At 64.0% G+C, this 14,690-nt stretch carries 14 protein-coding genes and 1 pseudogene; 8 read left to right on the forward strand and 7 right to left on the reverse strand.

The features are described from left to right. Nucleotides 1–4 precede the first annotated feature (4 nt). The 4 genes from AB4099_RS09735 (at nt 5) to AB4099_RS09750 (ending at nt 5,145) form a co-directional block, all read left to right on the forward strand. Nucleotides 5–2,254, forward strand: a complete 2,250-nt coding sequence (locus AB4099_RS09735) for an amylo-alpha-1,6-glucosidase (RefSeq protein WP_113515966.1) — start codon at nt 5–7, stop codon at nt 2,252–2,254. Nucleotides 2,255–2,562: 308 nt separating this feature from the next. Continuing rightward, nucleotides 2,563–3,507: a GGDEF domain-containing protein gene (locus AB4099_RS09740; RefSeq protein ID WP_113515965.1), complete on the forward strand. Its 945-nt coding sequence runs from the start codon at nt 2,563–2,565 to the stop codon at nt 3,505–3,507. Nucleotides 3,508–3,831: 324 nt separating this feature from the next. Continuing rightward, nucleotides 3,832–4,563 carry an outer membrane protein gene (locus AB4099_RS09745; RefSeq protein ID WP_162768185.1) on the forward strand — a complete coding sequence of 244 codons (732 nt, stop codon included), beginning with the start codon at nt 3,832–3,834 and terminating at the stop codon, nt 4,561–4,563. A 168-nt stretch (nt 4,564–4,731) separates the two neighbouring features. Further along, nucleotides 4,732–5,145, forward strand: a complete 414-nt coding sequence (locus AB4099_RS09750; protein WP_441477910.1) for a DUF2177 family protein — start codon at nt 4,732–4,734, stop codon at nt 5,143–5,145. Nucleotides 5,146–5,174: 29 nt separating this feature from the next. Here the strand turns inward: AB4099_RS09750 and AB4099_RS09755 are convergent. From AB4099_RS09755 to AB4099_RS09780, 6 genes and pseudogenes are all read right to left on the reverse strand, one after another. Then, nucleotides 5,175–6,197 (reverse strand): annotated as a pseudogene (locus AB4099_RS09755) (SAM-dependent methyltransferase). A 4-nt stretch (nt 6,198–6,201) separates the two neighbouring features. Further along, nucleotides 6,202–6,996 carry a DUF1295 domain-containing protein gene (locus AB4099_RS09760; RefSeq protein WP_441477911.1) on the reverse strand — a complete coding sequence of 265 codons (795 nt, stop codon included), beginning with the start codon at nt 6,994–6,996 and terminating at the stop codon, nt 6,202–6,204. Next, nucleotides 6,993–7,619, reverse strand: coding sequence for a ChrR family anti-sigma-E factor (locus AB4099_RS09765; RefSeq protein WP_441477912.1), 627 nt, complete (start codon nt 7,617–7,619; stop codon nt 6,993–6,995). The genes AB4099_RS09760 and AB4099_RS09765 overlap by 4 nt, the downstream gene beginning before the upstream one ends. After that, complete coding sequence (locus AB4099_RS09770) at nt 7,616–8,236, reverse strand: sigma-70 family RNA polymerase sigma factor (protein ID WP_441477913.1); 621 nt, start codon at nt 8,234–8,236, stop codon at nt 7,616–7,618. The genes AB4099_RS09765 and AB4099_RS09770 overlap by 4 nt, the downstream gene beginning before the upstream one ends. A gap of 31 nt (nt 8,237–8,267) precedes the next feature. Further along, nucleotides 8,268–8,639, reverse strand: a complete 372-nt coding sequence (locus AB4099_RS09775; RefSeq protein WP_441477914.1) for a DUF2147 domain-containing protein — start codon at nt 8,637–8,639, stop codon at nt 8,268–8,270. Between the two features lie 31 nt (nt 8,640–8,670). Beyond that, nucleotides 8,671–9,273 carry a hypothetical protein gene (locus AB4099_RS09780; RefSeq protein WP_441477915.1) on the reverse strand — a complete coding sequence of 201 codons (603 nt, stop codon included), beginning with the start codon at nt 9,271–9,273 and terminating at the stop codon, nt 8,671–8,673. Nucleotides 9,274–9,420: 147 nt separating this feature from the next. Between AB4099_RS09780 and AB4099_RS09785 the strand changes: the two genes are divergently transcribed. Genes AB4099_RS09785 through AB4099_RS09795 form a run of 3 tightly spaced genes read left to right on the forward strand, consistent with a single transcriptional unit; the run spans nt 9,421 to nt 12,808 of the window. Then, complete coding sequence (locus tag AB4099_RS09785; RefSeq protein WP_441477916.1) at nt 9,421–10,749, forward strand: NAD(P)/FAD-dependent oxidoreductase; 1,329 nt, start codon at nt 9,421–9,423, stop codon at nt 10,747–10,749. Further along, a complete protein-coding gene (locus tag AB4099_RS09790; RefSeq protein ID WP_441477917.1) occupies nt 10,746–11,549 on the forward strand; it encodes a DUF1365 domain-containing protein in 804 nt (267 codons plus the stop codon). The genes AB4099_RS09785 and AB4099_RS09790 overlap by 4 nt, the downstream gene beginning before the upstream one ends. Further along, nucleotides 11,546–12,808: a class I SAM-dependent methyltransferase gene (locus tag AB4099_RS09795; protein WP_441477918.1), complete on the forward strand. Its 1,263-nt coding sequence runs from the start codon at nt 11,546–11,548 to the stop codon at nt 12,806–12,808. Before AB4099_RS09790 ends, AB4099_RS09795 begins: the two co-directional genes overlap by 4 nt. A gap of 168 nt (nt 12,809–12,976) precedes the next feature. Here the strand turns inward: AB4099_RS09795 and AB4099_RS09800 are convergent, their stop codons facing one another. Then, complete coding sequence (locus tag AB4099_RS09800; protein WP_441477919.1) at nt 12,977–13,711, reverse strand: glycerophosphodiester phosphodiesterase family protein; 735 nt, start codon at nt 13,709–13,711, stop codon at nt 12,977–12,979. Between the two features lie 121 nt (nt 13,712–13,832). Between AB4099_RS09800 and AB4099_RS09805 the strand changes: the two genes are divergently transcribed. Next, nucleotides 13,833–14,672 (forward strand): MurR/RpiR family transcriptional regulator, encoded by an 840-nt coding sequence (locus tag AB4099_RS09805; RefSeq protein WP_441477920.1) that lies wholly within the window; start codon nt 13,833–13,835, stop codon nt 14,670–14,672. Nucleotides 14,673–14,690 lie beyond the last annotated feature (18 nt).

Genomic DNA, 14,690 nt, shown 5'->3' on the forward strand with positions numbered 1-14,690 from the left:
TGGGATGAATGAGCGCAGCGTCGCCGCAAGCGAGCGCCCGATCCCGCCACTGCAGGAACAATTGGCGGAGCACGCCCTCGATGCCCAGCCGTCGCTCGTAGAGCGCCCACTGCGCACCCTGAAGGCGGGCGATGCGTTTGCTGTTCTCGACAGCTATGGCGACCTGGGCATCACCCCGGACACATCGGAGGGGCTCTTCTGCAACGACACCAGGCATCTTTCGCGGCTGCAACTGTTCTTCGAAGGCAAGCGGCCACTCCTACTCAGCTCGGTCATCCAGGACGACAACGCGTCCTTGACCGTCGATCTGGCCAATCCTGAGATTGCCCGGGATGATGGCACGACGATCATTCCACGCGATGCGATCGCCATCGAGCGGACCAAATTTCTCTGGAATTCCGTCTGCTATGAGCGTGTCGGGTTGCGCAATTTCGACCGCGTTACGCACGAATTCAAGCTTTTCTTGTCCTTTACGGCGGATTTTCGAGATCTCTTCGAAGTTAGGGGTGTGAAGCGCGCCCATCGCGGCGAAGTCGACGTCCTCATGTCTTCGCAGATTGCGCGTTTCCTCTATCGCGGCCTCGACAACAAGGTGCGTCGAACCGTTCTCCGATTCGAGCCCGAGCCTGTTCAACTGACCAGGGACTTTGCGTCGTTTCAATTTTCTCTCAAGCCAGGGGAGCGAACCTCGCTCCTCATCGCCATCGCCTGCGACGTGATTGATGCACCCAACCGAGGCGTTCGTTCCGGAGAGGACGCGCCCGGAGCACCACCTCAGGGCTTTGCCAAGGCCTACCAGGACGCTCGCCGAGATTTGCGCGCGCTTACGTCCAATATTGCCAAGGTAGAGTCTACGAATACACTCTTTTCAGATCTTATCTATCGCTCGACATCGGATCTTTACACGCTCATGACCCGGAGTGCCGACGGAGTTTATCCCTATGCCGGCATTCCGTGGTTTTCGACGATGTTTGGGCGCGACGGCATCATCACGGCCATGATGTTGCTATGGACCGATCCCTTGGTGGCGCGGGGCGTATTGCTTCAGCTGGCGAAGGCACAGGCCGTCGCCCCTGACCCTGAAGCCGATGCGCAGCCGGGCAAGATCCTGCATGAACGACGAAGCGGAGAGATGGCCAATCTCGGTGAGGTTCCATTCGGATTCTATTACGGCTCCGTCGATGCCACCCCGCTCTTCGTCATGCTGGCAGGCCAGTATTTTGATCGAACCGGCGACCGGGCGGCGATCGAACAGATCTGGCCGAACATCGAGGCGGCGCTTCAATGGTGCGACACATTCGGAGATCGCGACGGCGACGGATTTGTCGAATATTATCGCGAGACGGACAATGGCCTAACCAATCAAGGGTGGAAGGATAGTCACGATTCGATTTCGCACGCCGACGGATCCTTGGCGCAGGGGCCGATCGCCCTCGTCGAGGTTCAGGCCTATGTCTATGCCGCGAAGCAAGCTGCAGCCACCATGGCGAGCGCTCTCGATCTGGGCGAGCGCGCCCACGCGTTGCGGCGTGAAGCATCGATTTTGCAGGAGCGGTTCGATCGGGCTTTCTGGTGCGAGGAAATCGGCTCCTATGCGTTGGCGCTGGACGGAAGCAAGCGACAGTGTCGCGTTCGGTCTTCCAACGCCGGTCATGCTCTGTTCGGCGGCATCGCCTACCCCTCAAGGGCGGCGCAGGTAGCCCAGTCACTCATGAGTGAAGGTGGATTCAGCGGCTGGGGCATTCGCACGCTCAATGTCAATGAAGCCCGCTACAATCCGATGTCCTATCACAATGGCTCGGTATGGCCTCATGATAACGCGCTGATCGCCCTCGGCTTTGGCAAATACGGCTTGAAGGCCGAGGCTGCACGACTGTTCGAGGCGATCTTTGATGCGGCGACCTACCAGGAACAGCGTCGCTTGCCGGAGCTCTTCTGCGGTTTCTTGAGAAGGCGTCGACGTGGACCGACTTCCTATCCCGTGGCCTGCTCGCCTCAGGCCTGGGCTGCAGCCGCGCCCTTCGCGATGCTGGCCGCTTGCCTCGGTCTGCAATTGCCGGCCGCGACGAACGAGGTCAAACTCCTGGATCCCATCCTCCCTTCGTTTCTCGACGACGTGACAATTCGCGGGCTGAGACTGGGCGCCTCGCAATTCGACGTGCGGGTGCATCGACATGAGAGCGATGTCACGATCAGTGTTTTGAAGCGATGGGAAGACAGCAACGCTCGCGTCGTTCTGGTCAAAACCAAGTGACCCGGAGCCAAGGTGGTTGATCTCATCGAGGCATTACGCGCCAGTGCCAGAGGCGCGGCGCCTGCAAACCCAGTAGAAGGGCGCTCGACGGCCTCCTGGCGATGGGCTGGGTGTTCGGCACTACGAGGGCTGGGTACGGTGAACCATCGTCACTGCGTACTGACCTCGTATGCTGCCACCCTCCGCCCGCCTGCCTGTTCGGCAGTCCCTTTCCCGCGATGCCGTGCTCGTGGGGGAGAAGCCCGGGCCGGTCATGCGTCGGGGGAGGGGCTGCTTCCCCTCTCGGTAACGTGTTAGGCTCCCGACTGATGGATGAGACGACTCATCAGCTCATTGAGATGCTTGAAGGCTCCCCGGTCCTGGTTGGCCTCTATGACCAGTTCGATCGGCTTCGAAAAGCGAACAGAGCCTTTCGCCAGGCCTATTCCATCCGCTCCAATGAGGATCCGACCTGGTCGGAGATCATGCGCCGGAATTTTTCCGCGGAAACGGGGACGGTCGTTCGAACCACGAATTTCGAGGAATGGTTGATCTCGACGCAGTCGCGGCGCGGCAAGGTCGGGTACCGCGCCTATGAAACCGATCTGCATGACGGACGGTGGCTCTGGATGACCGAAACGGTCAGCGATGACGGCTGGATGCTCTGCGTCGCAAGCGTCACGACCGATCTGCATTCCGACAATCGATCCCTTCGCCAGGACCGGGACAATGCGGTCAAGGCCTCCTACACGGATGAATTGACAGGGGTCGCCAACCGCCGGTTCGTCATGGCCCGCATCGACGATATGCTACTTCAGAGGCGCCTCGACATTCGCCTCTCAGGTTGCCTGGCGGTTCTCGATATCGATCATTTCAAGGTCATCAATGATCGCTTCGGGCACGCGGCAGGGGATGAAATCCTGTGTCGATTTGCCAAGGAGATCCACGCGAATATCAGGCGCTCGGACTGCTTTGGCCGAGTCGGGGGCGAAGAATTCGTGTTGGTCATGCCCAGGACATCCGCTGCGGAGGCAGCGCTGGTCCTGGAACGCATGCTCAGCGTCGTTCGGGGGATGAATCCGCTCGGCGGCGGCCATGGCGATTTTCGCTGCACCTTCTCGGCGGGTATCGCCGAGACGGACACGGCCGATGTTTCACTGAGCCTGTACGCACGCGCCGACAAGGCCCTCTATGCCGCCAAGTCGGGCGGCCGAAACTGCATTGTCGTTGCCGAGAGCGAAGCCGACCGATCGCCTCAATCGGTCGCGCCGTAGCGCACAATTCTCATTCGCAACCGGGAGGTCCCGCAATTGGTCGTAGCGTCCTGCCGGGACAAGCCGAAGGCCGCCCGGGCCGGGCGATGCCGGCCGGGTCTCGACTGAAGGGCGCGCCTTTTGGACGCCGCCCCCTTGAAGAGGCCACCGGATCGGGATCGCGTGGCGCTGCAAATTTCCCGTTTGGAATCGGCTGGTTGGCCAAAGTATCCGATACGGAATACTAGGTCGATCTCCGAGTAAATGCCGTCCGATTATTGAGGTTCACCGCTGTCGATTGTTGTGCAACAATCGAGCGGTGAAATGCTGACCTCGGAGGACACCATGCGACTAGGGCTTGCATCCACCGCCGTCCTTGCAACCTGCCTGGCTACGTCTGCCTTCTCCGCCGATCTTCCCAGCCGATCCGCGCCCCCGCCCCCGATCGTCTACGCTCCCGTCTTTACCTGGGCCGGCTTCTACGTCGGTCTCAACGCCGGTGTGGGCTGGGGCGGCTCGCGCGACGTCACCGTCACCGGGCCGACGGTCGGCTCCTCGGGCGTTCTGAGTGGCGGTGGCGGCGACGGCGCGTTCGTCGGCGGCGGCCAGATCGGCTATAACTGGCAGTCCGGCGCATGGGTCTACGGTCTCGAGACCGATATCCAGTATGTCGGATCGAACAGCAACGTGTCCTGGGGGCAATACACCTGGTGGGCAGACAGAGGTAATGACGGTGGCTATTTCGGCACCGTGCGTGCCCGCGTCGGTTACGCCATCGATCGGACCCTGATTTACATCACGGGTGGCCTCGCCTATGGCGGCCTGAACAGCAGCCCGCTGACCGGCAACACGACGAGCAATACCGGCTGGACCGTCGGTGGCGGCGTCGAATATGCCTTCACCAATAACTGGACGGTCAAGCTCGAAGGTCTCTACGTCGATACGGGCGAAGGTCGGCGGAACCGGGCCTTCATCAACCCGGCGGGTGGCGTACTCCCGGCCGGTCTCTATACCGCGACCACCAATGGCGGTGGCAATGGCGGCATCGTTCGCGTCGGCGTGAACTACAAGTTCTGAGCCGCGCATCCTGGATCTGCAAACAGCCCGGCCCATGCGCCGGGCTGTTTCCGTTTCTCCGACCTCGCGACCGGCAGGGCAGGCGCGACTTTCGCACGAAGGCTACCCCTCAGCAGAACCGGTGAGCCGCCGCCGCCGTATAGGTTCATGCAGCCTTTGGAGGTCGTCATGCGCTTTGTCGCCGGCTACATCGCATTTCTCGTCGCATTCGGAATTTGTGACGCCATCTGGCTGAGCACCATGACGCCAAGGCTCTATCGCCCGACGCTGGGTGAGGGGCTCCTCAAGCAGATCCGCTATCTTCCGGCCGCGCTGTTCTATTTCGGCTTTCCCCTCGGCGTGGTGCATTTCGCGCTGATGCCGGCGCTGCGCGATGGATCGGCAAGTGCAGCCCTGATCAATGGTGCGCTGGTCGGTCTCCTGGCCTATGCGACCTATGATCTGACCAATTACGCCACGCTACGGGCATGGACATTGACGATCACGCTGGCGGATCTCGCCTATGGCACGGTCGTGGTCGGTTTTTGCAGCTGGATCGCCTATGTCGTCGTTCGCCGGATCGAGGGCGACGGCGTCGGCTAGCCCCGACGGATGACCGTTGGCGGGCCAGGCTAGGCCGGCCTCAGCCGGTAGTGGCTGAGGCCCCACGCATCGCCGCCAGCATGGCCGAAGAGACCGCTGGTCGCCAGGAAGAACAAGCGCCAGCGCCGGCACCAAAGCGCGGCATCCTTGCCGTAAACCTCTTGCAGGATCGGACGGATAGCCGGCAGGTTGCGGTCGAAATTGGCGAGCCAGTGCTCGGCCGTGCGACGATAATGCTCGCCGCTCCAGCGCCATTCCTCCTCTACGACGAACAGGTCCGGAAACTGATGGGCAAGCTGCATGCTCGGCATCAGGCCGCCCGTAAAGAAATGCTGGGCGATCCAGTCGGAGCTGTCGGCGACATCGAAACGGTAGCAGCCACGAGCATGGGCGAAGACATGGATGAACAACCTGCCATCCGGCTTCAGCCAATGACTGGCGCGCGCAAGCAGCGCGCGCCAGTTCGCCATGTGCTCGAACATCTCGACCGAGACGATGCGGTCGAAGCGCTCCGAGATGGCAAAATCGTTCATGTCGGCGGTGACGATCTCCAGGTTGCGAAGCCCGCGCGCTTTGGCCTACCCCTCGATAGAGCTGCGCTGGGATGCCGAGTTCGAGACCGAGACGATACGCGATCCGGGCAGCCGTTCGGCCATCCAGAGGGAAAGCGAGCCCCACCCGCAGCCGAGCTCGAGGATGGCCTGGCCATCGGCGAGGTCAGCATGGTCCGCGGTGAGCGCAAGTGCAGTCTCCTCCGCTTCGGCGAGACCATCCTGGGGGGAGCGATAGTAGCAGGACGAGTATTTGCGGCGCGGACCGAGTACCTGCTCGAAAAAGGCAGTGGGCACCTCATAATGCTGGGCATTGGCCGCGCCGGTGTGCTGCGCGATGGGACGCTCCGCCATCGCGCGGGCAAAGGCGGCGGCATCGCCTCGCTCCGAGGTGAGGGCTCGGTCTGTCCGCGTGACAAGGGAGTTGATGACCGCGCGGCTCACGACATCCGGTACCGGCAGGGCTTCGCCCCAGCTGGAGAGCGTTCGCGCGATTGTCATGGCCTCACCCTTTCGGCGGTAATGGGAAGAGCGCGCTCGTCCGCGCCTGATAGGCTCGATAGGCCGCGCCGTGCTTGGCAAGCATGTGCTCCTCAAGAGGCGGTATCCCGGAGATGCACAGCAGCAGCAGCGTGATGGCTGCCGGCGCAAGCAAGGCGAGCCATCCCCAGGGATAGGAGGTCGCGGGAGCGATCACCGCATAGCTGCACCAAAGCACGCACTCGAAGAAGTAGTTGGGATGGCGGGACCAGCTCCAGAGGCCCCGGGCGCAGACGCCGGACTGGCCCGAGCGCACAAAGGCCCGAAGCTGCGCATCGGCGATGCCTCCGCCGAGGATCCCCACCAGGAAGACGATGATTGCGACAGCGTCCCGCCAGGTGAGCGCGGGCGAGGGGCTGTGGGCCGCGAGCATCATGCCCAACGCAAGCGGGATGCTCGCCAGCGCCTGCATCTGCAGCAGCCGCACCATCTGGACATTGGCCTGCGCACCCCAGTCGCGCTTCAGCCTGGCATAGCGCGGATCCTCCGTGATGCCGCGCGTCCGCCATACGATATGGAGGCCGAGCCGCAAGGCCCAGGCGAGCGCCAGGGTTGCCACGAGAGCACTGCGCGTGATCGGGCCACCTCCGAAGGGCAGGAGCGCGCCGAGCACGCCGGTCAGGCCCAGGCCAAAAGTCCAGACGACATCGATCCAACCGGAATTTCCGGTGCGGCGTTCGATGATCGTCGCCAAGGCCATGGCGCTCGACATGGCCAGCGCCGCAAAGGCGACCGCCGCCGCAAAGGATACCGCCGTCACAACCGCACCAGGGGCTGCAGCAGGCGCCCGAGCCAGCCCTGGAACAAGACCTCGCCGGTCACGGCCGCAATACAGGTGCAGCCCTGCACGGGATCGACGCGCGGCGTGTGATCATGCTCGGCATCCGCCTCGTCGAAATCGCCTGCGATGTAGCGACCATATTCGTGCTCATAGGCGCCCGACAGAATGGTCGTCCATTCCAGCCCACTGTGCTTGTGGTGCGGCAGGGTGACACCTGGCCCGGCGCGCAGCAGGAAGACCCGCGCTTCGGCGCCGGGAACCTCGACGCGACGCATCGCAATCCTGATCCCGATCGGTCGCCAGGCACCAAGGACATAGGGCCGCAGGACGCGCGGCAGCCCCGGGTCCGACGCGCTGTCAATGCGCTGGGGCGGTGGTGGAATCACCTCCCGGGCAAGCACATCGTAGGCGCCTGCCTGCATTGGAACCGGGGCGATCGCATCGAGCAACGCGCCTTGCAACGACTGGAGGTCACGCAGGCGACGCCGACTTTGCGCGTCGGCCTCGATATGTGCGGCGACGACCAGCGCGAGACCTTCGTCCAGCCCTCCGGCTGCGAAGGTGGCAAGCGTCTCGTCCGAGGGGCAATGTGCGGCCCTCATCGCAGATCCTCCAGTTTTCCGCGCAGATGGGACAAGGCCAATCGCAATCGGGATTTGACCGTTCCGAGCGGGATGGCGAGGCGCTGCGCCACGTCCTGATGGGTGAAGCCTTCGAGGAAGGCGAGCTCGATGACGCGGTACTGATCGGGCGACAGGCCCGTCATTGCGGCACGGACGCGTGCGTCGCGTTGTGCACCCGAGACGGCATCATCGGGCTGCTCCGGACCATCCTCGTCGAGGATCTCGTAGACCTCGGACAAGCGCGAACGCGTCTCGCGCCTGGCGACGTCGATGCGCAGATTGCGCGCGATCGTCGCGATCCATGTTCCGGCACTGGCCTTGCCGGGGTCGAACAGCGCAGCCTTGCGCCAGACGGCGAGCAGGGTCTCCTGGGCCATGTCCTCGGCCAGATCGGCCGGGGCTCCGGCCTTCATCAGGATGCCCTTCACCCGCGGGGCGAAATGGTCAAACAGTTCGGCAAACGCCGCCCGGTCGCCCGAGCGCGCAATCGCGGCGATGAGTGCGTTGGGGTCGAACACGGAAACGAACCGGCCTCTCTGCGCCACCGTCCTCGCCCGGCGCATCTCATCGGCTCTCAGGGCGAGTGCGGCAACCATGCTCCATCTACGGGTGGCACCGCCGCCTGGATCACTCGGCGGCCTTCCAGTTCACGTTGCGACAGAGCAGCCCGCCGAGCACACAGCCATGCGTGCTCAGCGCGCCCGTCGTCGCCTTGATCGTCATGGAGTAGCGCCAGTCACGCTTGGGATCGTAGGCGGTGCCGGAGAAGCTGCCATCGGGCTGGCGGGCAAGTGTCATGATGAGCCTGTCGCCAGCCGCCTCGCCCTTGCTGGTGTCGCCGATCCAGAGATTCGTCGCGCAGGTATTGTCGCCGCAGGGCGCAATGCGCACGCGAGCGTTGCCGTCATCGCGCAGCCAGGTTCCGTTGAGTTCCGCAGCTCCCGCGGCTGGTGCCCCGATCATACCGGCGATGATCAGGAGGGTTCGAGTACACGCCATCGCAAGACCCTTTCGTGTTCCCCCAACCTGCCTACGTCTGGTGCGGCTCTTCGGTTTCAGCGGGCTGCGCATTCGCATCATCGAAAGCGTTGGCGAACAGCAGGGCTATCAGGGCGGTCAACGTCGCTGCGCTGAGAAAGTTCAGCCGCCGGAAAGCGGCATATTCCTCGAAACCGTAGACATGGGCTGGAGCGCCGAAAATCCCGCTGGGCGCGAGATAGGTGGCGAAAGCCACAGCGGCGAGGCCGAAAGCGATGGCCCGTTCCGTCCGCCGGAACAGCAGGATCGCGAGCGCGATGCAGGGAAACAGGAAAACGGCCACGCCCGAGGCCGCTCCGAACACCGCCTGGCAGAGCAGGGTGTTTCCTATTCCTGCGAGCACCAGCATCGTCCGGCCGAGCACGGGGCTGCGCCGCATCAGCGCCGGAACCGCAAGGAAGAACGGCGTCGACAGGAAGCTTGCAAGGGCCGGCCAGATCGTCTGCGACACGGCCCAGTATATGTAGAGCGGATAGAAGGGCTGGTTCGACGCAACGACGAGCGCGACCGTATTGGCAAGCGCGGCCCGCCGATCGTGATGGGCCGCATAGCCGCCGATGCGTGAGATGACGCCGCTCAGACCGCTCTCCGTCATGGCTCATCTCCCAAGCTGCCGTCTTCTCCTTCGCTCTTACGTGCGGGGCATCGCTCCGGCTCACCATCGGCGGGCGTTTTCCTGGTCGACCACAAATCCGTGGCGATGCCTGCCGCGTATATCCACCGTGAGACGAGGAGACGGAGCATGGTGCAGCGAACCAGAATTGCGGTGATCGGCGGCGGCATCTCCGGCCTTTCGGCCGCGTGGCTGCTCGCTCGAACCCATGATGTGGTCCTGTTCGAGGCCGCCCCGCGGCTCGGTGGTCACGCCAATACCGTCACCATCCGCAGCCTGAACGGCGAGGAGACGCCGGTCGATATCGGCTTCATCGTCTATAATGCAGCGACTTACCCGAATTTCATCGCTCTGATGGAGCATCTCGGCGTCGCGACCCAACCGACGGAAATGTCCTTCGCGGTCTCGCTCGACGGCGGCAAGCTTGAATATAGCGGCACGAGCCTGGACGGTCTGTTCGCCCAGCGGCGTAACCTCGTCAGCCCACGCTTCTGGTCGATGCTTCAGGATATTCGGCGCTTCTATCGTGAGGCGACCGTGGACGCGCAAGTCGCGCCGGGGAGCGCCGTTTCGCTCGGCAACTATCTCGCCAATGGTCGATATGGCCAGGCGTTCTGTGTCGATCACTTGTTGCCGATGGCGGCCGCCATCTGGTCGGCGCCCTGTGCCGAGATCTTATCTTACCCGGCGACCGCATTCCTGCGGTTCCATCATAATCACGGTCTGCTCAGGCTGACCGGGAGGCCGATCTGGCGGACGGTTTCCGGCGGCAGCGCAGCCTATGTCGCACAGCTGCGGGCCGACTTCGCCGGCGAGACAAGGGTCGGCACCGCGGTGCGGGAGGTCCGGCGATCGCCGAACGACGTCATGCTTTCAGGCGATGGCTGGAGCGAACGGTTCGATCAGGTCGTCTTCGCGACACATGCCGACCAGGCACTCGCGATGCTCTCCGACCCCAGCGACACTGAGGCTGCTTCGCTCGGCGCATTCCGCTACAGCCGCAACCGCACCGTATTGCACAGCGATGCCAACCTGATGCCGAAGCGCCGGCGCGCCTGGGCCAGTTGGAACCATCTCGGCGACCGCAGCCGGCCGGAAGAGACCTGCACGGTCACCTACTGGATGAACCGACTTCAGGGCCTGCCGGACGATCACCCCGTTTTCGTGACGCTCAACCCGCCGGATACGCTGGATGCCGGGTCCATCCTCCATGAGGAAACCTATGAGCACCCGCTCTTCGATGCCGCAGCTCTTGCGGCCCAGACCCGCCTCTGGGCGTTGCAGGGCCAGAGACGCAGCTGGTTCTGCGGAGCCTATTTCGGTGCCGGATTCCATGAGGACGGACTTCAGGCGGGGCTCGCGGTCGCTGAATCCTTAAGCACCGCTCGCCGGCCGTGGCAGGTCGCCGATGCGTCGGGACGCATTCCCTTCGTGGCGGCAAGGGAGCAAGTGGCATGACCCGGCAATCCTGCCTTTACGTCGGCCGGGTCCGGCATCGTCGCTTCCGTCCGAGGCGTCATGCCCTGGCGTATCGCGTTTACTGGATGTTGCTCGACCTCGACGAGCTCGACGACCTCGCGACGCAGCTTCGCTTCTTCTCGCACAATCGCTTCAATCTCTATGCCTTCCGGGATTCCGACTATGGCGACCGAAGCGGGCGCCCCTTGCGGGCGCAGGTCGAAGACGCACTGGCTGAGGGTGGAATCGCTTGGGATGGTGGTGCGATCCGGCTGCTGACGATGCCGCGTATCCTCGGCTACGCCTTCAATCCGCTCAGCACCTATTTCTGCTACCGGCGCGACGGCCGCCTCTGCGCAACGGTCTACGAGGTGCACAACACTTTTGGAGAAATTCACAGCTATGTCGCGCCGGTCGGTGCGACAGCATCGCGGCTACGGCAGGAGGCTCGGAAGGCCTTCCACGTCTCGCCTTTCATGGGGCTGTCGATGCGCTACGCATTCCAGGTCTCTCCGCCGGCTGCGCGCGTTTCGGTCGCGATCGATGGCGATGATGACCGGGGACGCCTGATCGCCACGGCGCTGACCGGCAAGCGTCGGGAACTCAGCGACGGGGCGATGCTACGCCTGCTCGCCAGCCATCCACTACTCACGCTGAAGGTGACCGCCGCGATCCACTGGCACGCGCTGCGGCTGTTGGCGAAGCGCATTCCGTTGTGGCCTCACCCGGCACCACCGGCCAGGCCTCTCAGCCTCGGCGATGCTCTGCCGCGCCATGCGAAAGAACCGGTGCAATCATGAGCCTGCCCGAAACCCAACGGCATCACTCCGGCGCAGATGAGCATCTCACGGTGCCGCGTGGCTTCGGTCCGGTGCGCTGGTTCCTGCGCCGGCTGCTCTCGCGCATCGAGATTGGCAGTCTGACGGTCGTGACGCCGGAAGGAGAACGCCTCCGCAGTCGACATGGTGCGCCCGGGCCGCATGCGACCATGGTTCTGAGGCGCTGGCGAGCGATCAGGCGCCTGCTGCTCGACGGCGATATCGGCCTGGCCGAATCCTATCGCGACGGCGATCTCGATACGCCGGATCTGACGGCACTGATCGAACTCGGCGCCCAGAACGATGCGACCCTTCGCAAGCTCATCTCCGGCTCATGGCTCGCTCGTCGGCTGAACCAACTCCGCCATCTGCTCAACGCCAATACCTATGCCGGCAGTCGGCGCAACATCATGGCGCATTACGATCTCGGCAATGCGTTCTATGGCCGCTGGCTTGACGCAAGCATGACCTATTCCTCCGCGCTCTACGCGGCCCCGGCGGAAACGCTGGAAATGGCGCAGCAGCGCAAGCTCGACAAGATCGTCGAGATGCTCGCCCTGAGAGGTGGCGAGCACGTGCTGGAAATCGGATGCGGCTGGGGCGCGCTTGCCGAACGGCTCGCCCGCGAGGGCTGCAGGGTCACCGCGATTACATTGTCGCCCGCACAGCTCGCCTTCGCGCAGGAGCGGGTCAGCGCGGCCGGCCTTGCCGATCGGGTCTCCCTGCGCCTCCAGGATTATCGCGACGTGACCGGGCAATTCGATCGCATCGTTTCGATCGAGATGATCGAGGCGGTCGGCAAGGCCTATTGGCCTGCCTATTTCGCGAAGCTGCAGACGTCGTTGCGAGCCGGAGGTTCTGCCGTCCTTCAGGCCATCACCATCGACGACGGGCTCTTCCGGTCCTATGCCGATGGAACCGACTTCATCCAGCGCTACATCTTCCCAGGCGGCTGCCTGCCGTCGGTGAGCGTGCTCGACAGTGAGATGGCTCGCGTCGGCCTTTCCGTCGATGACGATCACCAGTTCGGCGCGAGCTACGCGCAGACGCTGAAGGAATGGCGCCAGCGCTTCCAGGCGCATTGGGCTCAGATCGCTCCGCTCGGCTTCGATGAACCCTTCCGGCGCCTCTGGGAGTATTATCTCTGCTATTGCGAGGCTGGATTCCGCGCCGGCACCACCGATGTCCGGCTCCTGAAGCTGGTCGGGAGCCCCTGCAGCGTTGCGCAGCAGGCGGGATAGGCGGCCCCCCAATTGCCCTCGGCGGCACATCCTCGTCTTCCTCAGGATGCGTCGGATCCTGAAGCCCCCAACGACACCGGGACGAAGCCCGCACCATCGTTGGGGATGATCGACGCGGGGCAATCCACTCGATGTCCCGAGAAGGCCTGCCGCACGCAGCCCGATCTGCTAGGGCTTGAGGGCGACCGCCAGGTCCGGCCGATCCGTCGTGAAGGCGGTCACCCCTGCAGCGAAGGCCTTCCGGATCTCCGCCTCTTCATGCACGGCAAAGAGCCCATAGCGGATCGTCTCCCGTCGGCAGATGTCCGCGTCGTTCTCTTCAGCCTGCGATATCCGCACCGCAATCTCTGGAACACCGGCCATGCGCGCCTTCCGGCACAGGGCGCCGAGGTCTCGCGCCGGTGCGGCCAGGGTCTTTTCCGCTATCAGCCAGATCAATGGCGTGGCTGGTGCTGAGATCGTGAGCTGCTCAAGCGTTGCCAGGTCGAACGCGGTGAAGGTCGTGCGGTCGAGCAGGCGCCTTTGCGTGAGTGACTCGACGACCTGGGCCTCGATTCCCGGATAGCGGCTGCCATCCCCGCGGTTCTTCAGCTCGATGCGCAGCTTGATGCCGCTCGGCTCGAGAATGTCGAGCACCTCGTCGAGGCTCGGGATGGTCTCGTCGCTGGTGCGGAGCAGCGCGACCTCCCGGAGTTCGGACCAGTCCTTGTCTGCGATCGCTCCGGTGCCGGCGGAGGTGCGGCCGAGCAGCGGATCGTGATGGACGACCAGCACGCCGTCGCGACTGCGATGGATGTCGAACTCGATGAAGTCGACGGCCATCGCGGCGGAATTGCGGAAGGCGAGGCGGCTGTTCTCGGGCCAGAGTCTGGCGCCGCCGCGATGAGAGGCGATGTCTGTCATGTCACCGTCACAGTCCAAGAGGTTTTCTGCGTTGCAAGATAAAATGCGCTAGCACGATTCAGCAATTTATCTTGCATAGCGGCGGAGAGCTTGTCTACCTTGGATGGCATGGGAGGGATGCATGAGCCTGACGGAGATTATCGCAGCGCACCGGGACGAGCTGACCGAAGCCGATCGGCGGCTGATCGAGGTTCTCCTGGCTGACCGGACGGCCGGCAGCTTCCTGCCGGCGCACAAGGTTGCAGGACAGGCCGGCGTGCATCCCTCGACGGCGGGCCGGCTCGCGCGCAAGCTCGGCTTTGCCACCTATCGCGACATGCGTGGTGCATTGCAGGACGCCGTCGTCGCCGATCTCGATGCGTCCGTTCGTGTCCGGCGCCGGCTCAGCCGCGTCCGCGGAGATTCCCTGCTGGGCTCTGTCGTCGACGGCGAAATCCGTGCCCTGAACGCGCTGGCCGCGCAGATTTCAGATGCCGATATCATCACGGCCGCCGGTCTGCTGCGCGATGCCGGGCGGATCCTGGTGGTCGGCGAGGGGCATGCGAGCAGCCTCGCCGACCTGTTCGTGCGCCGTCTCGTCAGGTCCGGCTACAGGGCGGCAGTGGTCGCCCATGCCGACTGGCAGGCGGCTGACCAATTGCTCGGCCTCGCCGCCGGCGATGTCGTCGTCGCCCTGGTCTTTCGCCATGAGAGTCCGGCGGCCGCGCGGATCATCGCCTATGCGCAGGGCATCAATGCCGGAACGCTCTTGATCACGGACAGGCGCACGGGCGTGCCGGACTGCGACGCGCAACTCGTCGCCGACCGTGGCGAGCAGGGCGAATTCCATTCGCTCACCGTCCCGATGGCGATCTGCAACACGCTGATCCTGGAATTATCGCGCACCGACCGCGGTCGCTCGCTCAAGACCCTGGCGAAGGTCGAGACGCTGCAGCGGATGTTTCGCGGCAAGCCGGGATAGCGGCTGCGGCGTCGCGGG

It is taken from the genome of Allobosea sp. 2KB_26, assembly GCF_052115715.1.
GTDB lineage: Bacteria > Pseudomonadota > Alphaproteobacteria > Rhizobiales > Beijerinckiaceae > Allobosea.